21 protein-coding genes are annotated in these 22,416 nt (G+C 56.3%); 6 read left to right on the top strand and 15 right to left on the bottom strand.

The window, feature by feature from the left end; genetic code table 11:
* Window positions 1-55 precede the first annotated feature (55 nt).
* From tgt to ACESNI_RS06770, 6 genes are all read right to left on the bottom strand, one after another.
* Entirely contained in the window at window positions 56-1,189 is a 1,134-nt protein-coding gene (gene tgt / locus ACESNI_RS06795) for a tRNA guanosine(34) transglycosylase Tgt (RefSeq protein WP_373085800.1), read from the bottom strand.
* Window positions 1,182-2,216, bottom strand: a complete 1,035-nt coding sequence (gene queA / locus ACESNI_RS06790) for a tRNA preQ1(34) S-adenosylmethionine ribosyltransferase-isomerase QueA (protein WP_373085786.1) — start codon at window positions 2,214-2,216, stop codon at window positions 1,182-1,184. The genes tgt and queA overlap by 8 nt, the downstream gene beginning before the upstream one ends.
* Before the next feature lie 69 nt (window positions 2,217-2,285).
* On the bottom strand, window positions 2,286-2,765 hold the full coding sequence (locus tag ACESNI_RS06785; RefSeq protein ID WP_373085785.1) for a peptidylprolyl isomerase: 480 nt from the start codon (window positions 2,763-2,765) through the stop codon (window positions 2,286-2,288).
* A gap of 44 nt (window positions 2,766-2,809) precedes the next feature.
* Window positions 2,810-3,325, bottom strand: coding sequence for a pantetheine-phosphate adenylyltransferase (gene coaD, locus ACESNI_RS06780; protein ID WP_373085784.1), 516 nt, complete (start codon window positions 3,323-3,325; stop codon window positions 2,810-2,812).
* 37 nt (window positions 3,326-3,362) lie between these two features.
* Window positions 3,363-6,113: a DNA gyrase subunit A gene (gene gyrA, locus ACESNI_RS06775; protein ID WP_373085783.1), complete on the bottom strand. Its 2,751-nt coding sequence runs from the start codon at window positions 6,111-6,113 to the stop codon at window positions 3,363-3,365.
* A gap of 178 nt (window positions 6,114-6,291) precedes the next feature.
* Window positions 6,292-6,579: a DUF6356 family protein gene (locus tag ACESNI_RS06770; protein ID WP_373085782.1), complete on the bottom strand. Its 288-nt coding sequence runs from the start codon at window positions 6,577-6,579 to the stop codon at window positions 6,292-6,294.
* A 150-nt stretch (window positions 6,580-6,729) separates the two neighbouring features.
* On the opposite strand from ACESNI_RS06770, the gene ACESNI_RS06765 reads away from it, so the two are divergent.
* Complete coding sequence (locus ACESNI_RS06765) at window positions 6,730-7,179, top strand: Lrp/AsnC family transcriptional regulator (RefSeq protein WP_373085781.1); 450 nt, start codon at window positions 6,730-6,732, stop codon at window positions 7,177-7,179.
* A 7-nt stretch (window positions 7,180-7,186) separates the two neighbouring features.
* On the opposite strand, the gene ACESNI_RS06760 is transcribed toward ACESNI_RS06765, so the two are convergent.
* The 3 genes from ACESNI_RS06760 to ssb form a co-directional block, all read right to left on the bottom strand.
* Window positions 7,187-9,184: a hydantoinase/oxoprolinase N-terminal domain-containing protein gene (locus ACESNI_RS06760; RefSeq protein WP_373085780.1), complete on the bottom strand. Its 1,998-nt coding sequence runs from the start codon at window positions 9,182-9,184 to the stop codon at window positions 7,187-7,189.
* Window positions 9,185-9,186: 2 nt separating this feature from the next.
* Window positions 9,187-9,579, bottom strand: coding sequence for a VOC family protein (locus ACESNI_RS06755; protein ID WP_373085779.1), 393 nt, complete (start codon window positions 9,577-9,579; stop codon window positions 9,187-9,189).
* Between the two features lie 102 nt (window positions 9,580-9,681).
* On the bottom strand, window positions 9,682-10,164 hold the full coding sequence (gene ssb / locus ACESNI_RS06750; RefSeq protein WP_373085778.1) for a single-stranded DNA-binding protein: 483 nt from the start codon (window positions 10,162-10,164) through the stop codon (window positions 9,682-9,684).
* A gap of 203 nt (window positions 10,165-10,367) precedes the next feature.
* Between ssb and uvrA the strand changes: the two genes are divergently transcribed.
* The 3 genes from uvrA (at window position 10,368) to ACESNI_RS06735 (ending at window position 15,734) form a co-directional block, all read left to right on the top strand.
* Window positions 10,368-13,253: an excinuclease ABC subunit UvrA gene (gene uvrA / locus ACESNI_RS06745; RefSeq protein WP_373085776.1), complete on the top strand. Its 2,886-nt coding sequence runs from the start codon at window positions 10,368-10,370 to the stop codon at window positions 13,251-13,253.
* Between the two features lie 19 nt (window positions 13,254-13,272).
* Complete coding sequence (trmFO, locus tag ACESNI_RS06740; RefSeq protein ID WP_373085775.1) at window positions 13,273-14,616, top strand: methylenetetrahydrofolate--tRNA-(uracil(54)-C(5))-methyltransferase (FADH(2)-oxidizing) TrmFO; 1,344 nt, start codon at window positions 13,273-13,275, stop codon at window positions 14,614-14,616.
* A gap of 137 nt (window positions 14,617-14,753) precedes the next feature.
* Window positions 14,754-15,734 carry a hypothetical protein gene (locus ACESNI_RS06735; RefSeq protein ID WP_373085774.1) on the top strand — a complete coding sequence of 327 codons (981 nt, stop codon included), beginning with the start codon at window positions 14,754-14,756 and terminating at the stop codon, window positions 15,732-15,734.
* Between the two features lie 10 nt (window positions 15,735-15,744).
* On the opposite strand, the gene ACESNI_RS06730 is transcribed toward ACESNI_RS06735, so the two are convergent.
* Window positions 15,745-16,563, bottom strand: a complete 819-nt coding sequence (locus tag ACESNI_RS06730) for a phytoene/squalene synthase family protein (RefSeq protein ID WP_373085773.1) — start codon at window positions 16,561-16,563, stop codon at window positions 15,745-15,747.
* A gap of 167 nt (window positions 16,564-16,730) precedes the next feature.
* On the opposite strand from ACESNI_RS06730, the gene ACESNI_RS06725 reads away from it, so the two are divergent.
* On the top strand, window positions 16,731-17,321 hold the full coding sequence (locus ACESNI_RS06725) for a superoxide dismutase (RefSeq protein WP_373085772.1): 591 nt from the start codon (window positions 16,731-16,733) through the stop codon (window positions 17,319-17,321).
* A gap of 68 nt (window positions 17,322-17,389) precedes the next feature.
* Here ACESNI_RS06725 and ACESNI_RS06720 read toward each other — a convergent pair whose 3' ends face one another.
* From ACESNI_RS06720 to yajC, 5 genes are all read right to left on the bottom strand, one after another.
* Complete coding sequence (locus tag ACESNI_RS06720) at window positions 17,390-18,004, bottom strand: urate hydroxylase PuuD (RefSeq protein WP_373085771.1); 615 nt, start codon at window positions 18,002-18,004, stop codon at window positions 17,390-17,392.
* 138 nt (window positions 18,005-18,142) lie between these two features.
* Window positions 18,143-18,520, bottom strand: a complete 378-nt coding sequence (locus ACESNI_RS06715) for an Mth938-like domain-containing protein (RefSeq protein WP_373085769.1) — start codon at window positions 18,518-18,520, stop codon at window positions 18,143-18,145.
* A gap of 32 nt (window positions 18,521-18,552) precedes the next feature.
* Window positions 18,553-19,521, bottom strand: a complete 969-nt coding sequence (secF, locus tag ACESNI_RS06710) for a protein translocase subunit SecF (protein ID WP_373085768.1) — start codon at window positions 19,519-19,521, stop codon at window positions 18,553-18,555.
* 12 nt (window positions 19,522-19,533) lie between these two features.
* Window positions 19,534-21,117 (bottom strand): protein translocase subunit SecD, encoded by a 1,584-nt coding sequence (secD, locus tag ACESNI_RS06705; RefSeq protein ID WP_373085767.1) that lies wholly within the window; start codon window positions 21,115-21,117, stop codon window positions 19,534-19,536.
* Between the two features lie 12 nt (window positions 21,118-21,129).
* Complete coding sequence (yajC, locus tag ACESNI_RS06700) at window positions 21,130-21,474, bottom strand: preprotein translocase subunit YajC (RefSeq protein ID WP_373085765.1); 345 nt, start codon at window positions 21,472-21,474, stop codon at window positions 21,130-21,132.
* A 238-nt stretch (window positions 21,475-21,712) separates the two neighbouring features.
* Here yajC and ACESNI_RS06695 point away from each other — a divergent pair.
* A partial coding sequence (locus ACESNI_RS06695) for an ATP-binding protein (protein ID WP_373085764.1) occupies window positions 21,713-22,416 on the top strand: 704 nt, incomplete at its 3' end.

Below are 22,416 nucleotides of genomic sequence, written 5' to 3'. Positions count from 1 at the left end.
CTCGACCGGCAAAGATGGCTTCGATTACTTCTCCCAGCGTAGCCAGAAACACCGGTTAAAGGGGATCGATATCTCCACTTTCCTGCTCAGCATAGAAATTAAGCGCGAAATTTGACAGGGATCCCGTCTCAATCGCCACCCGCATTTCCTGCATAAGAGACTGGTAGTAGTGCAAATTATGCCAGGTTAGCAAAACAGATCCCAGTATTTCCTTGGCCTTGATGAGGTGATGAAGATAGCCGCGGGAATAATTACGGCAGGCCGGACAGCCGCAGTGTTCATCCAACGGCCTCGCATCATCTGCATGGCGGGCATTGCGCATATTCACGGTGCCAAGGCGAGTGAAGGCCTGGGCATTCCGCCCTGACCGGGTGGGTAATACGCAATCGAACATATCGATCCCGCGCATAACACCTCCGACCAGATCGTCGGGCTTGCCGACCCCCATCAGGTATCTCGGTTTGTCCGCCGGCAGGGCGGGCACGGTGAATTCAAGCGTCCTGAACATCGCCTCCTGCCCCTCCCCGACAGCAAGACCGCCGACCGCATAGCCCTCAAAGCCAATGCCGGTCAGGGCTGATACGGATTCCAGTCGTAACTCCTCGTAAACTGAGCCCTGAACAATCCCAAACAGGCCATAGCCGTCCCGCGCCTCGAACGCGCCCTTGGAGCGCGCCGCCCAGCGCATGGAGCGGCGCATGGAACTCGCTGCCAAGGCCTCATCGGCAGGATAGGGTGTACATTCATCGAAGGCCATCGTGATGGTGGCATCGAGGTGGTTCTGGATCTCCATAGAGCGTTCCGGCGTCAGTTCGAACCGCGCGCCGTCGATATGCGACTTGAAGATCACACCGTTTTCATCAATCTTGCGAAGCTCGTTCAGGGACATCACCTGAAAGCCGCCCGAATCGGTGAGGATTGGCCGCTCCCAGTTCATAAATTTATGCAGGCCTCCAAGGCCCTTGACCCGCTCCGATCCTGGCCGCAGCATCAGGTGATAGGTATTGGCGAGCAGGATATCCGCGCCGGTCTCGCGCACCGCCTCCGGCGTCATGCCCTTGACCGTCGCCGCCGTGCCGACCGGCATGAAGGCCGGGGTGCGGATCTCGCCATGGGCCGTCGACAGGGTCCCGCGCCGCGCTGCGCCGTCGGTCGCCGAAATACTGAAGGTGAAGTCGAGTTTAGTCATCGGCGGGGTATAGCAGTGAACAATCGCCATAGGAATAAAAACGATATTTATTCTCGATTGCATGGGTATAGGCCGTCCGCATCTTCTCAAAGCCTGAAAAGGCGGAGACCAGCATGAACAATGTTGATTTCGGCAAATGGAAATTGGTGATCAGCAGGTCCACGGCCCTGAATCGGTATCCCGGCGTGATGAAGATATCCGTCTCGCCGCTGAAAGGATGGACGATGCCATTTTTGTCCGCCGCACTTTCCAGAAGACGGAGGCTGGTCGTGCCGACCGAGACGATCCGCCCGCCCTTTTCACGGCAGGCGTTGATTTTCGCCGCCGCTGTCTCGGAGATAATCCCGACTTCCGCATGCATCTTGTGATCCACTGTATCCTCCACCTTGACTGGCAGAAATGTGCCGGCGCCAACATGCAGGGTTGTCGCCACCATCTCTATCCCCCGCGCGCCAAAGCGTGCCAGCAGGTCCTCGGTGAAATGCAGGCCTGCCGTTGGCGCGGCGACGGCGCCTTCATCCCTAGCAAAGATTGTCTGGTAGTCTTTTCGGTCCTGCTCATCGACGGCGCGCAGGCTGCTGATATAGGGCGGCAGCGGAATTTCGCCATGGGCCATCAGCTTTTCCATCAACTGCGGGCCCGCCGCCGAAAAGGCAAGCGCAACCTCGCCGCCGTCGAACTTATCGGTCACCAATGCAGTAAAATCGTCGGCAAAGCGGATGATATCACCGGGTTTCAGCTTCTTCGCCGGTTTCGCAAAGGCATGCCAGCTATCAGCGCTGACATTCTTGTGTAGCGTCACCTCGATCTTCGCGCTGCGCCTTAGCCCGCGCAATCGCGCCGGAATGACCTTGGTATCGTTAAAGACGAGCAGATCGCCGGGGTTCAGTAATTCCGGCAGATCGGCAACGGTGCGGTCGGTGATCGCCGCGCCGACACAGAGAAGCTTCGCCGCCTCGCGCGGCACAGCCGGACGATCGGCAATCAACCCCTCCGGCAGGGTAAAGTCAAACGCATCAACTTTCATCACATAAAACGCAAACGAACGACTTGCATGACCAAGCCGTTCGCTCCTGCTGCAAATAAACCCGCGTGCTTAAACGTCGGCCGCCACTTTAAGGCTGATGATCTTGTCTGGACTGCTCACGGATCCGTTATCCGCGCCGCTGCCTTTCTTGATGGCATGAACTGCATCCATTCCCTCGGTCACCTGTCCCCAGATGGAATACTGGCTGTCGAGATGCGGGGAGCGGGCGAACATAATGAAGAACTGGCTGTCAGCACTATCCGGATGACCGGCGCGGGCCATGGAACAGGTACCCTCCAGATGGGGTTCTGCGGAAAACTCTGCTGAAAGATTCTTGCCCGAGCCGCCCATACCGTTGCCGTCAGGACAGCCGGTCTGGGCCATAAACCCGTCAATCACCCGGTGAAAGACAATCCCGTCATAAAATCCTTCCCGCGCCAGCTCCTTGATCCGGGCGACGTGGTTGGGCGCAAGATCGGGGCGCATTTCTATGACGACACGGCCATCTTTCAATTCGAGGTAGAGTGTATTTTCAAGATCAAGGGACATGCGGTGCTCCTGTTGTGCCCGGATCCTGCCCGGGCAGTTAAATTTCAATCGTTCTGGTTATTTTTTATCAGCTTGACGCGCTCAGTTATTTTCTTCGCTGTCGCTGCCGAGACGAATTTCGTGATATCGCCGTTCAGCAAGGCAATTTCCTTGACCAAGCTCGAGGCGATGAACTGATGTTGGTCCGATGCCATCAGGAAGACGGTCTCGATTTCCGCATTCAGCCGCCGGTTCATGCCGACCATCTGGAATTCATATTCAAAGTCGGACACGGCGCGCAGGCCGCGGATGATAATCGCGGCCCCGACTTCCTGCGCAAAATGCATGAGCAGGTTATTGAAGGGTTTTACAACAAAATTGGTGCCCGGGAACTCCTCGGTCATTTTCGCGACCATCTCCACCCGTTCGTCCACGGTGAACAGCGGGTTCTTGCCCGGGTTCATGGCGACACCGATGACGAGCGTATCGACGAGCTTGGACGCACGCCGAATGATATCGTAATGACCGACGGTTATCGGATCGAAGGTACCGGGGTATAGTCCAACGCGATTTTTCGACATGGAAATTCCTTTATCTTTTCTGCACTACTTCTTGATGTTAGTTTTCAGTATCCAGAGGGGGATCAACGTCAGGCGATGAAGTGGTTTCTTCCTCGCTGCCCTCATCGCCCTCGTCGAGGTCTTCCTCCTCGGATTTGGCATCCGCAAGCGCCGTGACCGACACAACTTTTTCGCCTACCGCTGTTTTAAACAGGGTAACGCCCTGAGTATTGCGACCAGCAATACGGATATCGGTTACCGGTGTCCGGATCAGCTTGCCGCCGTTCGTCACCAGCATGATCTGCTCTTCTTCCGTAATCGGGAAGGTCGCGATCACGTCGCCGTTGCGGTCCGAGGTCTCGATATTGATGATCCCCTGTCCGCCGCGGTTGGTCACGCGATATTCATAGGCATTGGTCCGCTTGCCATAACCATTGACGGTAATCGCCAGCAGAACCTCTTCTTGGGCGTGGAGTTCGTCATACAGCTCTGGTGTGACAGTCTCACCATATTCCGCGACCGTCCCGTTTTCATCGGCGGACCTTCGGATCTTCAGGTAGGCATCCCGTGTCTCGGTATCGACTTCCACATGGTTGAGGATCGACATGCCAATCACGCTGTCGCCCTTGCCCAGCCTCATGCCGCGGACGCCGCTTGAATCGCGGCCCTTGAACAGGCGGACGTCCGTGGCGCGGAAGCGGATACATTTCCCGCCCTTGGCCACCAGCAGCACGTCGGAAACGTTGGTGCAGATCTGCACCCCGATCAGTTGGTCATCCTCATCCAGCTTCATGGCGATCTTGCCATTGGACTTCACGTTCGAGAAATCACTCAGCAGATTGCGGCGAACATTGCCCTTGGCGGTCGAAAACATGACTTCAAGCTCCGACCAGGTCTCTTCCTCCTCCGGCAGCGGCATCAGGGTGTAGATAACCTCCCCTTCTTCCAGCGGCAGCAGGTTGATGATCGCCTTGCCGAGACTCTGCGGCGAGCCGAGCGGCAGCCGGTAGACTTTAAGTTTATAGACCCGCCCGAAGGACGAGAAGAACAGCACCGGCGTATGGGTATTGACGACGAAAACCTGCGTCACGAAATCCTCATCGCGGGTCTGCATCCCGGCGCGCCCCTTGCCACCGCGTCGTTGCGGCTTGTAGGTCGAGAGCGGTACGCGCTTGATATAGCCCTTGTGACTGACCGTCAGGACCATGTCTTCGCGCTGGATCAGGTCCTCGATATCATGCTCGAATTCATTTTCCTCGATCTGCGTGCGCCGCGGCACCGCATATTTTTCCTTCATCTCAAGAAGTTCGTCGCGGATAATGCTGATAAGCCGTGGACGGCTGGAGAGGATATCAAGATAATCTAGGATCTTTACGCCAAGATCACGCAGCTCGTCGCCGATTTCATTCTGGCCGAGCGCCGTCAGGCGTTGCAGCCGCAATTCAAGAATGGCACGCGCCTGCGCTTCCGACAGGCGATAGGTCCCGTCTTCATTAATCTTGTATTCCGGGTCATCGACCAGCCGGATCAGCGCATCGACCGTACTCGCGTCCCAATCCTTGCCCATCAGTTCGGCGCGGGCCGTTGCCGGGTCGGGCGCTGCGCGGATTAGCCGGATCACCTCATCGATATTGGCAACCGCGATGGCCAGACCGATCAAAACATGGGCGCGCTCGCGGGCCTTGGAGAGCAGGTGCTTGGTGCGGCGGGTGATCACTTCCTCGCGGAAATCAAGGAAGGCTTCCAGCAGTTCCTTGACGTTCAGAAGTTCCGGCTTACCACGATTGAGCGCCAGCATATTCACACCGAACGAGGTTTGCAGGGAGGTGAAGCGGAAAAGCTGGTTCAGCACCACTTCGGGCATTGCATCGCGCTTGATCTCGACAACCACACGAACACCGTGCCGATCCGACTCATCGCGGAGATCGCCAATCCCCTCGACTTTTTTCGCTCGCACCAGATCGGCAATCTGCTCAACCAGCCGCGCCTTGTTCACCTGATAAGGAACTTCGGTCACGATCAACGCCTGGCGATCTTTGCGGATTTCCTCGATCTCTACTTTAGCCCGCATGATCACGGAACCCCGGCCCGTCGTCAGGCCACTGATGGAGCCGCTACGGCCGAGGATGGACCCGCCGGTCGGAAAGTCCGGCCCCGGAATATAGTCCAGCAATTCCTCTACTGCCATCTCCGGCTTTTCGAGGAGCGCAATACTGCCATCAATAACCTCGCCGAGGTTATGGGGCGGAATATTGGTGGCCATGCCGACGGCGATACCGCCCGCGCCATTAACCAGAAGATTGGGGAAACGTGCCGGCAGAACCGAAGGTTCGCGCTCGCTGTCATCATAGTTATTGACGAAATCAACGGTTTCCTTATCGATATCATCTATCAGGCTTTCGGCCGCCTTCTGCAGCCGCGCCTCGGTGTAGCGCATGGCCGCAGCCTTGTCGCCATCCATGGATCCGAAGTTGCCCTGCCCCTCGATCAGCTTGAGGCTCATGGAGAAATCCTGCGCGAGACGCACCATGGCATCATAGATCGCGCTGTCGCCATGCGGATGGTACCGGCCCATGACGTCACCGACGACGCGGGCGGATTTACGGAAGGCCTTGTCGGAGGTATAGCCGTTTTCATACATGGCGTAGATGATACGCCGATGCACAGGCTTCAGCCCGTCGCGGGCATCGGGCAGCGCCCGTGAGACAATAACGCTCATGGCGTAGTCCAGATAGGACCGCCGCATTTCTTCTTCTATGGTGATCGGGACAATATGCTTATCCGAAGGCGGTATCGTTACATCGTTCAAGGCAGGGTTCCAGCGTTAACTTTTTCACGCCCGACCAATCGCCGGGCATGGAATAAAATAAAAAACTCCCTCCTCCGGCGCAAAGGCCGAAAGAGTTGCCCTGTTCTACAAGAATTTGGCGCTGCGTGCAACCTATTGCAGGCGCGAAAAGACCGGCTGTGGTGCTGGAAAAGCCGGCCTAGAGGGCGGCGCTGTCAAATGCCTGCTGGGCGCGTGAAAGTGACTGCCACGCCGCGTCCCTGCCCGCAACCGATTCCCGAGACCGCCCGCTTACCATGGTTGTGTGCAATCGCGTAATAATCCGGCTACCGGTCTTCACGAACAGAAACGGAAAGAGGGCATGGACGCTGGCACAAAAGCCCGCGGCAAACAGCGAGCTAGCAAACCCCGCGGACATCCGCATATGCTCAAGGTAGCTTTCATTGACGGATGCGGGATGGTCGGTGAAGAGTTTTTCCAGCTTCATGGTCAGGGCTCCAGTTCGAAAGGGTCAAGCGGTGATTAAGTTCAATAATAATATCCGGTTTTAACGGAATATTTGTCCTTTCTTGACATAAATATGAATTTATATGAAACATATGTACTGATAAATCATAATTTTCCGGAATATAATATCATGGATGCTATCGATCGCAAGATTCTTGCTCGCCTTCAGGAGGATAGCAGCAGTCCAGTTGCTGACCTTGCCGAACATGCGGGCTGCTCGCGTACCGCCTGCTGGCGACGGATCAAGTCGATGGAGGAGACCGGCATTATCCGCCGTCAGGTCGCCCTGCTGGACCGCGAGAAACTTGATCTTTCCGTTACTGTTTTTGTTGCCATCAAGACCAGCCGTCATGATGTCGGCTGGCTGCAGAAATTCGCCGACACGGTGGAAAGGTTTCCGGAAATTACCGAATTATACCGGATGAGCGGAGATATAGATTATCTGTTAAAGGTGGTGGTGCCTGATGTCGCCGCCTATGACAGATTTTACCAGCGGTTAATCCAGCGGATTGATCTGTCTGATGTCAGCTCAAATTTCGCCATGGAGGAGATTAAATTCACGACCGCCCTGCCACTTTAGGTGCGCCTCATCGGGCGATGCGTGGGCGACCGTAGGCGGAGAGTTTGAGCAGACTTTCGACCAGCATTTCACGGCCCTGGATAAGGGCGATATTATCGCGGCGATCGAATTTGACCTGAATATCGCGCGCGCCGGCCTCCACCGCCTTTTCAGTGCCCTCCACCGTCAGCAGTTCCTCCGCTTTCGCCACCGCTTCATCAAAAGTCTTAAAATCGAGCGGCTCGCCCGTATAATAGAGCCGGAAGTAATCGCTCTCGGTCGGCGAAATCGAGGCGTTGACGGAGACCCTCACCTGACCGACAACAGCACCAATGGCATTGGCGACACCGGCAAATTCCGGGATCATCGCGGTTGTCCGCAACTGCCGAGCAACGTCCGGGTAATAGATATGCGCTGAGGCGCCGAGAGCGATAATCGGCAAACGAATCCCGATGCTGGACTCGACCAGCGGATGCACTGCCGCGGGCATGGCGGCATCAAGCAACATCCCCGCCATATGTTTCGGCAGCAACGGGTCCTTGTCGAGCGCGGCCTCAAGCAGGGTCTGGCTTGATTTCCTAACCAGCGCCTCAACAATCATCCGGCTCAGACCCTCTGCCCCCGATGCAATCGGCAGTCCTTTGCTATCGCGAATGCGGGCGAACAGCGTTGCCGCTTTCTCTGCGGCACCGCCGTCCCAGTCGCTGTGCAACCCAAGCACATGCGCGGCATCGGACGGGGTGAGGCCACAGATAAGAACAAGCCCCGTCGTCACCAGACGCTGCAATGCCCTATGATACCGCCGTCTGACCAGCAGCGTATCAAGCGCCTGCGGCCCGTCCTGCAACTGCTCAAGGATGTCTTTCTCCAGCGCCGACAGGGTGGCGATATGAGCGCTTTTCCGGCCCACCGCCAGCGCGAACCGGCCAAAGATCTCGCTTGGCCGCTCCCGGTTAAGCTGCGTCTCCAGCGTATCATGGACGAGCTCACCATGAGAGACCGCCAGCAGGCTGACCGGAACCAGTCTTCGGGGGCCAAGGACCAATTGCAAGCCGAGGCCCGCTTTCACCGCCGCGACCTCGCTATCACCGCCAAGGCCAACCGTATAGATCGCGACCGCCTCGACCATCGTGCGCCAGCCGCCGACCGTTGCGCCGTCCGCATCAAGGCGTGGACTGCCGTTTTCCAGCACCGCGATATCCGTTGTTGTACCGCCGATATCCGAGACGATGGCATTGCTGGCCCCACTCAGGAAGGCAGCGCCGACAAGGCTTGCCGCTGGGCCGGACAGAATTGTCTCGATCGGCTTGACCTTGGCAACCTCGGCGGAGATGAGGGCGCCGTCGCCCTGTACCACCATCAACGGCGCCAAAATCCCGGTCTGATCGAATAAAGCTTCGGTCGAGGTAATGAGATGATGGATCAGGTTGATCAGCCGCGCATTCAGCACCGAGGTCAGAGCCCGACGCGGCCCATCGAGTTTGCTGGAGAGTTCATGGCTGCAGGTGACACTGTTGCCTGAATGACCGAGGATAATCTCCCGCGCCCTGAGTTCATGCTCCGGGTTGCGAATGGCGAACAATCCGGCAACCGCGAAGGCCGAAACCGTTCCCTCCATCGCCGCGAGGTCGGATTGCAGCTTTGCCTCTTCGAGCGAAATGAGAGCCTCGCCCTGCCCATTATGCCCGCCATCCAGATAAATAACCGGGTCACCCTTTAGCGCCTCGCTCAGCCCGTGGCGGGACAGCGTCGTTTCGTCAAACCCGATCAGGACGAGGCAGACACGGCCTCCCTGCCCCTCCACCAGGGCGTTGGTGGCAAGCGTCGTGGACAGGGAGACCAGCGCAATATCGGTGGGGGCAACTTTGCCCTCGTCAATGACGCGACTGACCGACTGGCCGATGCCGACGGAATAATCATGCCGCGTGGTCAGCGACTTGGCACTGGCGACAACCCCCGTCTCTTCGTCATAAAGAACAGCGTCCGTATAGGTGCCGCCGGTATCAATCCCGAGTAATAAGGCCATGCCTATCCTTTACTGTCTGCAACGACCGGGAAGGTCACAATTTCGATCTTGTTACCATCGGGATCCTTGAAAAAGGCGCCGAAATACGGGGTCAACTCCCCCTGCCGTGGCCCCGGCGCGCCCGCATCCGAACCGCCGCCCGCGAGTGCGGCCTCATGGGCGCGGCGGACGATCTCCTCACTGCGTGCACGCAGACAGACATGACTGCCGCAATCCTCGGCGACCGGTGCCATTTGCAGCCGGGAGTTGAGCCAGAATTCAGGATATTTCTTGCCATAACCGATGGTGCCTGCGCGGTCGGCGACCCGCGCCATGCCAAGCCCGGAGAAAACGGCATCGTAAAATTTTCCGCTTTTCTTCAAATCCGTCACCGCAATCGAGATATGATCAATCACTTACCTGCCCCCCCCTTCAAGTATTGTTCCCCGCCAACAGAAAAAAAGGCCGCCTTATGCAGGCAGCCTTCCTTTATCTTGTATAGCTTCCCTGACGTCGCCCTAGAACGGAATATCGTCGTCGAAATCGCCGCCCATACCGCTGCCGGACGGGCCGCCGTAACCGCCGCCCTGATTTCCCCCGGGAGCACCCCCTTGGCCACCGCCACCCTGACCGCCACCGCCACCAGCGCCACCGGCGCCGTCCAGCATGGTCAGCGTGGAATTAAAGCCCTGAAGCACAATTTCAGTTGAATATTTGGTGACGCCGTCTTGATCGTATTGGCGTGTTTGCAACTGGCCTTCAAGATAGATTTTCGAGCCCTTTTTCAAATATTGTTCGGCGATTTTGCACAGGCCTTCGGAAAAGATGACAACCCGGTGCCATTCGGTGCGTTCCTTGCGGTCGCCACTATCCCGGTCGCGCCAGCTTTCGGAGGTCGCCACCCGCAGATTGCAGACGGGCTTGCCGTTTTGCATATACCGGACTTCCGGATCTGCGCCCAGGTTGCCAACAAGAATAACTTTATTAACGCTGCCCGCCATAGTGTTTTCCGCTTTCGATTCTGTGGATTTTAAAAATTTCTGGCCAGACAATAACGTGCAAAAGCCGCCCTGACCAGAGGAATTCGACGATTTTGTCCGCCGTGAACAAAATGAAAACATTTTTTCGGGTTGGGGCTGGTAATTTCACCTACAACCTTCTAAATACTACCAATATCCATAGTCATGACAGGTATAATATCCGAATGCAGAAAATACTCAGCATCCGCGGCGCCCGCGAACATAACTTGCAGAATGTCAACATTGACATCCCCCGCGATCAGTTGGTGGTGATCACCGGCCTCTCGGGGTCGGGCAAATCGTCGCTCGCCTTCGACACCATCTACGCCGAGGGGCAGCGCCGTTACGTGGAAAGTTTGTCGGCCTATGCCCGGCAATTCCTGGAGATGATGCAGAAGCCGGATGTCGACCATATCGACGGCCTCAGCCCGTCAATCTCGATCGAGCAGAAAACCACGTCGAAAAACCCGCGCTCCACAGTCGGCACAGTCACCGAGATTTATGACTATCTGCGGCTGCTCTATGCCCGCATCGGCGTCCCCTATTCCCCCGCAACCGGCCTGCCAATCACCAGCCAGACTGTGAGCCAGATGGTCGATCAGGTCATGGCCATGGACAAAGGCAAACGTCTATACCTGATGGCGCCAATGGTGCGCGGGCGTAAAGGCGAATACCGCAAGGAATTTCTTGACCTGCGCAAGCGCGGGTTCCAGCGGGTAAAGGTCGATGGCGAGATTTATGATATCGAGGATATCCCGGAACTCGATAAGCAGATCAAGCATCATATCGACGTCGTTGTCGACCGGGTTGTCCTCAACGAGGAGCTTCAGGGACGCCTCGCCGATTCTATTGAAACCGCGCTTGACCTTGCCGACGGGCTGTTTGCGGTCGAGGATGCGGATACGGCGGAACGGACGATGTTTTCGGCGAAATTCGCCTGCCCGGTTTCCGGTTTCACCATCGAGGAGATCGAGCCGCGTATCTTCTCCTTCAATAACCCCTACGGCGCCTGTACCTCATGCGGCGGGTTGGGCACGGAAATGTATTTCGATCCGGACCAGATCGTCCCGGATGTGACACTAAGCTTGCGCGCCGGCGCGATTGCGCCCTGGTCGCGCTCCCAGACCCCGGCCCCCTATTACATGCAGACGCTGGAGGCACTCGGCAAGCATTACGGTTTTACCACCACCGAGCCGTGGGAGGAGATCAACGAAGACTACCGCAAGGCAGTTCTGTACGGCACCGGCGACGAGAAAATCCAGATCACCTTCGATGACGGGTTGCGCACCTACAAGACCAACAAGTCGTTTGAGGGGGTTATCCCGAATATCGAGCGGCGCTGGCGCGAGACGGACAGCAGCTGGATACGAGAGGATCTGGAGAAATACCAGGACAAGACCAATTGCAGCAAATGCGGTGGCCATCGCCTGAAGGAAGAATCGCTGGCCATCAAGATCAACAACCTGCATATCGGCGACGTCGTCAGCAAATCCATTCTCGACGCCCGCAAATGGTTTGAGGAGCTTTCCGGCGTCCTGTCGGCAAAGGATACCTCCATCGCCGAACGGGTGCTGAAGGAAATAAACGAGCGGCTCGGCTTTCTTGTCGATGTCGGGCTTGAATACCTGACGCTGTCGCGGGGGTCCGGCACCCTGTCGGGCGGTGAAAGCCAGCGGATCCGGCTGGCCTCCCAGATCGGCTCCGGCCTCACTGGTGTTCTCTACGTGCTCGACGAGCCCTCCATCGGCCTGCATCAGCGGGATAACGCCCGCCTGCTCAAAACCCTTGTCAACTTGCGGGATCAGGGCAACTCCGTCATCGTTGTTGAACATGACGAGGAGGCGATCATGACTGCCGATCATGTTATCGACATGGGCCCGCGCGCCGGTCGCCATGGCGGCCGCCTGATCGCACAGGGCACGCCGCAGGATATCATGGACGCCCCGGAAAGCATCACCGGCAAGTATCTTTCCGGCGAACTGGAGGTGCCGCTGCCCAAGCAGCGCCGCCGTATCCAGGAATCGCGCCAGATCCGCATCATCGGCGCCCGCCATAACAATCTGAAGCGGGTGAATGTTAATATCCCTCTCGGCACCTTCACCTGTGTCACCGGGGTGTCTGGCGGCGGCAAGTCGTCGCTGATCATCGAGACGCTGTACAAGGCGATTGCCAAGAAGCTCAACAACAACCGCAATCATCCCGGGCCGCATGACCGGATCGAGGGGATCGAGTGGCTCGACAAGATCGTTGATATCGACCAGTCCCCCATCGGCCGCACGCCGCGTTCCAACCCGGCGACCTATACTGGCGCCTTCACGCCGATCCGCGAATGGTTCGCCGGTCTGCCGGAGGCCAAGGCGCGCGGGTACAAATCGGGCCGTTTCTCCTTCAACGTCAAGGGTGGCCGCTGCGAGGCCTGCAAGGGCGACGGTGTTATCAAGATCGAGATGCATTTCCTGCCCGATGTCTACGTGGAATGCGATGTCTGCAAGGGGGACCGCTATAACCGCGAAACGCTGGACATCAAGTTCAAGGATAAGTCGATCTCCGACGTGCTCAACATGACCGTGGACGAGGCCGCTATCTTCTTCAAGGCGGTGCCCAATGTCCGCGAGAAGTTCGAGACATTGCAGCAGGTCGGCCTTGGCTATATCCATGTCGGACAGCAGGCGACGACGCTTTCGGGCGGTGAGGCACAGCGCGTCAAGCTGGCGAAGGAATTGTCCCGCCGGGCGACGGGCCGCACCCTTTATATCCTCGACGAGCCGACCACCGGCCTGCATTTCGAGGATGTGCGCAAATTGATGGAGGTCCTGCAGGCCCTCGTCGATGCCGGCAACAGCGTGCTGGTGATTGAGCATAACCTTGAAGTGATCAAAACCGCCGACTGGGTTGTTGACATGGGTCCCGCCGGCGGTGATGCGGGAGGCTATCTGGTCGCCGAAGGCACCCCGGAAGAGGTCGCCGCGGTCAAGGAAAGCTATACCGGGCAATATCTGAAAGGTATTCTCGATAAACGCCCTCCGGTTAAGCAGGCGGAGAAAAAGCCCAAGAAAACAAAAGCAGCCTGAGATGGCGATGGGACACATTATGACAGGCGAAGACGTCAAACCGGTTCATGTTGTCGGCGGCGGCCTCGCGGGGAGTGAGGCCTGCTGGCAGTTGGCGAGTGCCGGAATCCCGGTCATCCTCCATGAAATGCGCCCGCATCGCGGTACGGACGCCCATCTCACCGACGGGCTCGCGGAACTGGTCTGTTCCAATTCCTTCCGCTCTGACGATGCGGAAAACAACGCCGTCGGCCTGCTGCATCAGGAAATGCGGATCATGAATTCGCTAATCATAGAATCGGCCGATGCCAACAGGGTTCCCGCAGGCGGCGCTCTTGCGGTCGATCGCGACGGTTTCTCGGCTTATATCCAGCAAAAAATCGAGGCGCAGCCGCTGATCACCATCTCGCGGGAGGAAGTCACCAGCCTGCCGCCCGAAGACTGGGGACAGACAATCATTGCCACCGGACCGCTCACCTCAGACGGTCTGGCGACGGCGGTGCATGCGGCAACCGGTGCCGACGCCCTCGCCTTCTTCGATGCCATTGCGCCGATTGTTTATAAGGAAAGCATCGATTTCGATATTGCCTGGTTCCAGTCGCGCTACGACAAGGGCGACGGCGCGGACTATATCAACTGCCCGATGACCGAGACGCAATACGGCGATTTTATTCAGGCCCTGATTGACGGCGGAAAGACCGAGTTCAAGGAATGGGAAAAAAGCACGCCCTATTTCGACGATTGCCTACCGATTGAAGTGATGGCGGAACGCGGCCCGGAAACGCTCCGCTACGGACCAATGAAGCCGGTCGGTCTCACCAACCCGCGCTCCGATGTGAAGCCTTATGCAATCGTTCAGCTCCGCCAGGATAACAAGCTTGGCACCCTCTATAATATCGTCGGTTTTCAGACAAAGCTGACTTACGGCGAACAGAAGCGCATTTTCGCGACCATTCCCGGATTGGAAAAGGCCGAGTTTGCGCGGCTAGGCGGACTACACCGTAATACCTTTATCAACAGCCCAGCCGTACTGGATGCGCAATTGCGGCTGAAGAACCATCCCCATATCCGTTTTGCCGGACAGATCACCGGCGTCGAGGGCTATGTGGAAAGCACGTCAATCGGCCTGCTTGCGGGCCGGCTTGCGGCAGCGGAGATAACCGGCACGCCCTTTGCCATTCCGCCGGTGACAACCGCCATGGGGGCCATCATGAGCCATATCACCGGTGGTGCCGATGCCAAATCTTTTCAACCGATGAACGTGAATTTCGGGCTGTTCCCGCCGCTTGAGGGCCGCATCCGCAAAAAAGAAAGAAAACTGGCCTATACCGGGCGGGCATCTCAGGATTTCACCAGTTGGCTCGAAACAATATCCGAGAAATAATTTTCCGCGCTACGCACTTTTCTCGCGTTGGTAACTATTTGTACAGATTATCCCGTTAACATGGCGTCATCCCTTTGGCAGACCAGTCGCCGGAATTGCCAGTTTGTAAAAATCGACGTGGATAGTTGGAAAGCACCATGAGTACAGTAGTAGAAAAATCGAACAAGTCCGGAAACAGTGACATCGAAATGCTCGATCCGACCGTGTATTTCGCTTTCAATCATAAAATCTTCAGTGTCGAGGGCGCGTATTTCCGCCTGACCCACGATACCAAGGAACCCTGCCTCTATGTCAGTCTGGGGGAGATGAAAGGTGCCATTCCAACAAAATCACTGGCCCGCGAATTCGGCATCGAGGACGACAGCTCCGACGCCAGCCTGTTGCGCACAGTCGGCGGAGCCCTTAAATTTGTGAAGGAAATTCGCCCGAATGATTCTATTCCCCGTGAGCTGCTGGACGGCTCCGCGTCCTGGTCCATTGAAGATGCCCACAAGGGCATAGCGCAGGGCCGGATAACCATGCAGCTGATCTCCTGGTTGAGCGGCAACGAAGAGATCGTTATCAATAAAAAGGAACTCGAAGAAATCGCGAATGACCCGTCAACAAAGGAAACGATTCAGGAAGCCTTTCGCGAGATCGCAGCGAAACTGGAAATCAAGCGCGATGACGTAGTCGCGAAGATTGATGAAGTCATTCGGGAACTCGCCTATATCGAGGCGCTTCGTGATTATTATAACGGCATCAAGAAAATCAGCACCAGCCTGTCCCGGTTAGCAGCAATCTACAAGCGCGACAGGGGAACATCAGAAGATCTCAACCGCATGCAGATTTTGATCGAACCGGTTATCCAGAAATTCGACAGAAGCTTTACCGAAATTGACGCCCAGACATGCGAAGTGATGGTTATCCTCAAGAATTTCGAGGCGACGATCGGCACCATACGCCGGACCCGCGATAACCTGCATCAAAGGTTTATGATCTGGCGTGAAATGGTGGATCGCTGGAGTGGCATGATTATGGAAGAAGGGCCGGAAATCGAGCGTTTGCAAAAAGATACCTACCAGTTCCTTGCCCGGAATTTCATGCAGTCGCAAACCTGGCGTCTTGGCAATACGTGAGCCCAGGCCGTTAGCGCCCCAACGATAGCGCGATTATTTTCCGTAAAACCCCGACCGTCATTTTCTTGTCTGCCGGATCGAACCCCGCCGCACGGAGCCGCGATAAATATAGTCCTGTCAGACGTGACAGTTGAAATTGCGGCTTCTTCGCGCCCCTTTGTTGCAGGGCATCGCGATGTACCCGCTCGGCAAGCTGCGCCATCTCCTCCACGACCAAAAACAGCGCCGCGCGGTTTTCGGCAAGAAACAACGTTTCCGATGACAGGCCCTGCACCGCCAGCATCGTTTTTGGAATCAGCACCAAATCCTGGGACATATGGAATGGGATCGCCCGGATTATACCCGTGAGCGCGAACGCCCTGCCAACCTCGCGGGCAGCGGTCAGCTCCGCCGACGTATCCCGGCCGAGGACACGGTGTATTAGCTCGTTCAAAATACCCCCGGTTCCGTCCGCATAGTTTAGCAGCTCATCCACTGTTTTAAACGGACATGGATTAAGGTCGAGGCTACGCGAATCAATCATCTGGCTCAGCAGACTTTTATCCAGATGGTAGGTGGAGACAGTCCGGTCCAGCGCCTCAACGACCGGATGGGAGCGGGCAAAGCCTGTGCCGATTTCCATAATCGCATCACGCCACCACTGCAACCGGATATCGCCAAGCAGAACCTCCGATACAGTTTCGCGAATGCTCGCGATTTCGCCATTGAAGGCAAGCAGCGCAAAAATTCCATCCCGGTGCGCGGGCGTCGCGAATAGCGTTGCCAGCCAGCGGTCATAGTCCCGTCTTTTCGCTTCCGCCGCGACATAGGATTGTTCCGTCTCGATCACATATGCCTCGCATTGGTCAGGAAAATTTATAAAAAACTGGAAGCCGGTCTAAATTGCTATATATCTGTAGAGATAACAATTGGCGAGTTCTTTCCCCGCCCGGGGCCAGAGATTTTTCACCAGGACACGAACCGAGTATCGACCTAACTATTGGCAAGAGGATTATTATGGCATTTCAACTTCCCGAACTTCCCTACGAAAAAGACGCGCTCGCACCTCATATCTCAGCAAAGACACTGGAATTTCATCACGGAAAGCATCATAACGCCTACGTGACCAACCTGAATAACTTGCTCGGCGATGACTCGCGATCACTTGAGCAGATCATGAAGGATACGGTTAGCGATTCCGGAAAAGCCGGTGTTTTCAATAACGCCGCGCAGGTTTGGAACCATACATTCTATTGGCATTCCATGTCCCCGAAGGGCGGTGGCAAGCCCTCCGGCGCCGTTGCTGACAAGATTAACGCAGATTTTGGCTCCTATGATAAATTTGTCGAGGAATTCAAGGCTGCCGGTGCGACGCAATTCGGCAGTGGCTGGGCCTGGCTGGTTCTGGATGGCGGCAAATTGAAGGTTACGAAAACCCCTAATGCGCACTGTCCCCTGACCGACGGCGCAACGCCGATCCTGACCATGGACGTCTGGGAGCATGCCTATTATCTGGATTACCAGAACCGGCGCCCCGACTATATCTCAACCTTCCTTGAGCATCTGGTCAACTGGGACTTTGCCAACGAAAATCTTTCCAAGGCCTAAATCCCAAACTTCAAAAAAAGGCGCTTGCCGTAACGCAAGCGCCTTTTTTCATGCCCGCTTGGGCTCGGTCAGTACAAATTCTGGGCGGAGACCATGGCATAGAGCATCGGGAACGACAGTACGACGTTGGCGCGCGAGACCAGCATCGCCGTTCGGGCCGCGGCGGCCTTCGTTGCCGCGTCCGCCTCGACCAGCCCAAGCGCCTTCTTCTGTTTCGGCCAGATGACGAACCAGACGTTGAACCACATGATGATGCCAAGCCACATGCCGATGCCGATGGCAAGGCTCTTATCAACGGCGAACCCTTCCCTGGCCCCAAGGGTCAACGCATCAATGACATAGCCGTTCATCGTCGCCAGCAGCAGACCGGTGACAATGGTAGACATCGCCGCCCAGCGGAACCACCAGAGCGCCGCCGGAGCGATCACCTTGCCGATGGCCGGTTTCTGCTCGTCGGGAATATTCGCCATATTCGGGATTTGCACGAAATTGAAATAATAAAGCAACCCAACCCACATCACGCCGCTCAGCACATGCAGCCAGCGCATGATGAAAGCCCCGTATTCGTGGCCGCTGACGTTCATGCCATTGCCGGTCATGCTAACCACAACCGCGGCCATGATGATCGTCAAAACAATCCCCAATATGACCGTATTTCTGAGATTTGAAAGAATTCCCGCCATCGCCATTCCCCTTACCGTATAAGTTACTGTCACGGCTGCTTTTTATTATTCTGGGCCGCATCGTCTGCGCCGCGGATCATACAACCTGCGGCTTATATATGTAAAGAAAGCAATATACTAGCAGTCGCGTGAATGGCGCTAGACCGCGATCAACGCCGCCGCTACCTGCCGACCTTCGAGCAGCAGGACATTGTAGGTCCGTACCGCCGCGCCCGTATCCATGGCATCTATGACGATGCCATGCTGACGCAGGGACTGCCGCAGATCCTCCTCAATAAAGGCCATATTTGTGCCGCACCCAATGAGCAGGATTTCAACCTCGCTGCTTTTGGCGATCACGTCGGTGAGGCTGTCAACGGAGAGTTCATCCATATGCGTGACCGGCCAGGGCAAAGTCATTTCCGGTAGCACCAGGGAAGAGCTGTCATACCAGACACCGCTCACCCGAAAGCCACCGTCCCCATAGCTGTTGATCAGTTGCTGTCCCGCCTTGGGCAGACCTGAAATATCCTGCATAATCTCTCCTTGACCGCAACGTCAGGCGAAGCTCAGCTGTTCTCCTCGGCTTCGGTTTCGGCCTTGACGGTACTCTGGAATCCGTCTTCTTCCTCATTCCGGTGGGCAAGCCCGATATGTAGCAAAATCGGCGCAGCGACGAAAATTGACGAGTAGGTCCCGACCACGATCCCGAAGATCATGGCGGTTGCAAAACCACGGATCACTTCACCGCCGAAGATATACAGCGCGGCAAGGGCCAGCAGGGTTGTGAAGGATGTCATGGTCGTTCGCGTCAACGTCTCGTTAATCGAGTGGTTGATCAGGTCGCGTACATCCATTTTCTTGTAGCGCCGGAAATTCTCGCGAATACGGTCATAAACCACAACCGTATCGTTGATCGAATAACCAACGATGGTAAGAATAGCCGCGACGGAGGCGAGGTTGAACTCGATCCCCGTGATTGCAAACATGCCGATGGTCAGCAAAACGTCATGGACGAGCGCCACAATCGCGCCAATGGAATAATGCCATTCAAACCTGAACCAGATATAGACCAGCATCGCGAAAACGGCAGCGACAACAGCCTCGATCGCGGTCGTCACCAGCTCCGCCGATACGGTTGGTCCGACAAATTCCACACGTCGGTAGGAAACCCCGTCACCGAAATCCGATGCCAGTTGCTGCTTAACCTGGTCAACAGCCACCTCCTGGGCCTTCGCATCGCCTTCCTGACGCTGAATCCGGATAAGGATGTCGTTTTTGGCACCGAACGTCTGCAAGGCAACCTGTCCGAGACCGAGATCACCGAGGGAACTGCGCATGACGCTGAGGTCCGGTGCCTCCGTCATGCCAACTTCGATCAGAATACCACCCTCGAAATCAATGCCCTTGTTCAGACCGGCACTAAAAAACATGATCGCGGAGCCGATGATCAGCAAGCCGGACAGCAGAAATGCCATAAACCGGTATTTCAGGAAGGGGATATTAGTGTTATCCGGTATGAGCTTAAGTTTATACATGTTACCGGCCCCTTATAGATCTATTACTTTTGGCCGTTTGCGCTGCATCCAGAAGGATATCAGCATCCGCGACAGCATGATGGCCGTAAACATTGAACTGATAATGCCAATCAGCAACGTGACCGCAAAGCCCTTCACCGGACCAGAGCCCATAATGAACAGGATGAGCGCGGCAATCCCGGTGGTTACGTTGGCATCGATAATCGTCGTGAAGGCGCGGGCAAAACCCGACTGCACCGAATTGAATGGTGACTTGCCAACCCGTATCTCCTCGCGAATACGCTCGAAAATCAGGACGTTGGCATCGACCGCCATGCCGATTGTCAGGACAATACCGGCAATACCGGGAAGCGTCAGTGTCGCGCCCAGAACCGACAGAACCGCCATAATCAACAGGATATTCATGGCCAGCGCAACATCGGCGATGATTCCGAAAAATCCGTAACTGGCAATCATAAAGATAGCAACGGCGAGAACACCAATAACTCCGGCAATCTTGCCGGCCGCGATCGAGTCAGCACCAAGGTCTGGCCCGACGGAACGTTCCTCCAGAATATTCAGCGGGGCTGGCAGCGCACCGGCCCGCAGGAGCAACGCGAGATCCTGTGCCCCCTCGACATTGAAGCCGCCACTGATGACGGCACTACCGCCGAGAATGGGCTCGTTAATGCGCGGGGCACTGACAACCTTGTCATCGAGGACAATAGCAAAAGGCTTGCCGACATTATCGGTGGTGGCACGGCCAAACTGCTTTGCGCCGAGGCCATCGAAGCGGATTGAGACAACCGGCTGGCCCTGCTGGAACGTGGCTTGCGCATCTTCCAGGTTTTCACCTGATACCATCACCCGGTTCTTGACGACATAGCTCCGTCCCTCTTCTTCAAGCGAGGGCAGCCGTTTTGATCCGGGCGGAACCCGGGAATTGGCGCCGCCGGTCGCGGAGAGATCAACCAGATGGAATGTCAATTGCGCAGTTTCGCCGAGCAGCCTCTTGATCCGGTCAGGATCCCCAACGCCGGGCAGTTGCACCAGAATACGATCGGTGCCCTGACGCTGGATGGCCGGTTCATTGACGCCGGTCTCATCGACACGACGGCGGACGATTTCAATCGATTGATCGACCGCGGCGCTGAGTCGGGCGGTAATGGCCTGTTCCGACGGCGTAATCGTCACCTTCCCGGCATCATCGATATCGATAACCGTATCGCGCTGGCCATTCGGCATGATGTTCGACAGGCTGGAAATCCGGTCCCGCGCCTTGTCGATATCGGCAAGATCACGGAGGGTAAAGGAAACGCCCGTGCTACTGTGCTTAAGATCGCGATAGCCGATATTGTCGCCGTCCTGACGCAGGCTGTCGCGCGTCGCATCAACAAGGCTTTCCATCATCTTGGTGGTCACGGCCGTCGCATCGACCTGCAACAACAGATGGGAACCGCCCTGCAGATCGAGGCCAAGATTGACCTGCTGCGTTGGCAGCCAGTCTGGCATCTTTTCGAGGGTCGCCTTACTGGCGAAATTGGGTAAAGTATAGATAACCCCGAAGGCGCATACCAACGCTACGACGACGATCTTCCACGTGGGAAAGCTGTTCATGACGCCCGGCCGTTACTTTTTGAAGAATTTTGAAATCGCGCTTCTATTATCAGGATTGTCTGCGGCCGGAGGAACGGCGGCGCCGGGCTCAATCTTTCCCTTTACGTCGGTCAATGTCGCTTTCACCACATCAATACGGACCTCGGGGGCGACTTCGATCTGAACGACATTGTCGTCTCGGACCTTGGTCACCTTGCCCATGATCCCGCCCGCGGTCACGACATTGTCGCCACGGCGGACAGCCGCGATCATCGCCCTATGATCCTTCGCCCGCTTTTGCTGCGGACGGATAAGAAGAAAATAAAACACGACGCCGATCAAAACCAGCGGCAACAGCTGTGTCAGTCCTTGGTCCATAGTATAGGTCCTTTGGTACAATCTAAAAAAACAGGGGATGCATAGATCGGCATCACCCATAGAATTACAGAACGACTTTTATAGTGTTCTTTCCCCTCAATGCAAGCCGCAATCCACCGCCTGTCAACAAATCCGACGAGACAAAGTCACATGCCTCTTGATCAATCCTGTCTCTACTGGCATTTATAGGGCCTGTCCCGTAAGTTGGGTATTCCCTTCCATTTTTCAATTGGTGACCATGAGTACAGAAAAAATCCTCGATCAGTTAATGCGTATTGCCGATAGCCTGGAAAAAATCGCGCCCGAGACTCCGAAAATGCCGGATATTAACGTCGGCGAAGCTTTCGTCTGGGTGGCGGAAACCAACACCCTCAGAATGATCCCGAAAGTCAATCACGTTGGGATATCAATGCTTCACGGCATCGACCGGGTGAAGGACATCCTCTATGACAACACCCTGCGCTTCGCCAAGGGACTGCCCGCCAACAACGCGCTTCTCTGGGGCGCCCGCGGGATGGGGAAGAGCTCCCTCGTCAAGGCCGTTCATGCGCTGGTCAACCAGCAGCGCGAAAAAGCTTTGGTGCTGGTCGAAATCCATCGCGAGGACATCCCGTCGCTGCCCATCCTGATGCAGCTGTTGCAGAAAACCGATCGGCGCTGTGTTCTGTTCTGCGACGATTTGTCCTTCGACAGCGACGATTCCACCTACAAGTCACTCAAGACGGTTCTCAACGGCGGGCTTGAAGGCCGTCCGACCAATGTCGTCTTCTACGCCACCTCGAACCGCCGCCACATGATGCGTCGCGACATGATCGAGAACGAGCGGGCCACCGCCATCATGCCATCCGGGGCAATTGAGGAAAAAGTGTCTCTCTCCGACCGCTTTGGCCTGTGGCTTGGTTTCCACAGCTGCTCCCAGGATGAGTATCTTCAAATGATTCG

Source organism: Sneathiella sp. (assembly GCF_041689005.1).
GTDB lineage: Bacteria > Pseudomonadota > Alphaproteobacteria > Sneathiellales > Sneathiellaceae > Sneathiella.
This window is presented reverse-complemented; position numbering and strand designations above follow the sequence as displayed.

Coding starts and splice junctions, on each gene's coding strand:
- tgt (WP_373085800.1), bottom strand. CDS start 1,189: ATGACTAAACTCGACTTCACCTTCAGTATTTCGGCGACCGACGGCGCA.
- queA (WP_373085786.1), bottom strand. CDS start 2,216: ATGAAAGTTGATGCGTTTGACTTTACCCTGCCGGAGGGGTTGATTGCC.
- ACESNI_RS06785 (WP_373085785.1), bottom strand. CDS start 2,765: ATGTCCCTTGATCTTGAAAATACACTCTACCTCGAATTGAAAGATGGC.
- coaD (WP_373085784.1), bottom strand. CDS start 3,325: ATGTCGAAAAATCGCGTTGGACTATACCCCGGTACCTTCGATCCGATA.
- ACESNI_RS06770 (WP_373085782.1), bottom strand. CDS start 6,579: ATGAAGCTGGAAAAACTCTTCACCGACCATCCCGCATCCGTCAATGAA.
- ACESNI_RS06765 (WP_373085781.1), top strand. CDS start 6,730: ATGGATGCTATCGATCGCAAGATTCTTGCTCGCCTTCAGGAGGATAGC.
- ACESNI_RS06760 (WP_373085780.1), bottom strand. CDS start 9,184: ATGGCCTTATTACTCGGGATTGATACCGGCGGCACCTATACGGACGCT.
- ssb (WP_373085778.1), bottom strand. CDS start 10,164: ATGGCGGGCAGCGTTAATAAAGTTATTCTTGTTGGCAACCTGGGCGCA.
- uvrA (WP_373085776.1), top strand. CDS start 10,368: ATGCAGAAAATACTCAGCATCCGCGGCGCCCGCGAACATAACTTGCAG.
- trmFO (WP_373085775.1), top strand. CDS start 13,273: ATGACAGGCGAAGACGTCAAACCGGTTCATGTTGTCGGCGGCGGCCTC.
- ACESNI_RS06735 (WP_373085774.1), top strand. CDS start 14,754: ATGAGTACAGTAGTAGAAAAATCGAACAAGTCCGGAAACAGTGACATC.
- ACESNI_RS06725 (WP_373085772.1), top strand. CDS start 16,731: ATGGCATTTCAACTTCCCGAACTTCCCTACGAAAAAGACGCGCTCGCA.
- ACESNI_RS06720 (WP_373085771.1), bottom strand. CDS start 18,004: ATGGCGGGAATTCTTTCAAATCTCAGAAATACGGTCATATTGGGGATT.
- ACESNI_RS06715 (WP_373085769.1), bottom strand. CDS start 18,520: ATGCAGGATATTTCAGGTCTGCCCAAGGCGGGACAGCAACTGATCAAC.
- secF (WP_373085768.1), bottom strand. CDS start 19,521: ATGTATAAACTTAAGCTCATACCGGATAACACTAATATCCCCTTCCTG.
- secD (WP_373085767.1), bottom strand. CDS start 21,117: ATGAACAGCTTTCCCACGTGGAAGATCGTCGTCGTAGCGTTGGTATGC.
- yajC (WP_373085765.1), bottom strand. CDS start 21,474: ATGGACCAAGGACTGACACAGCTGTTGCCGCTGGTTTTGATCGGCGTC.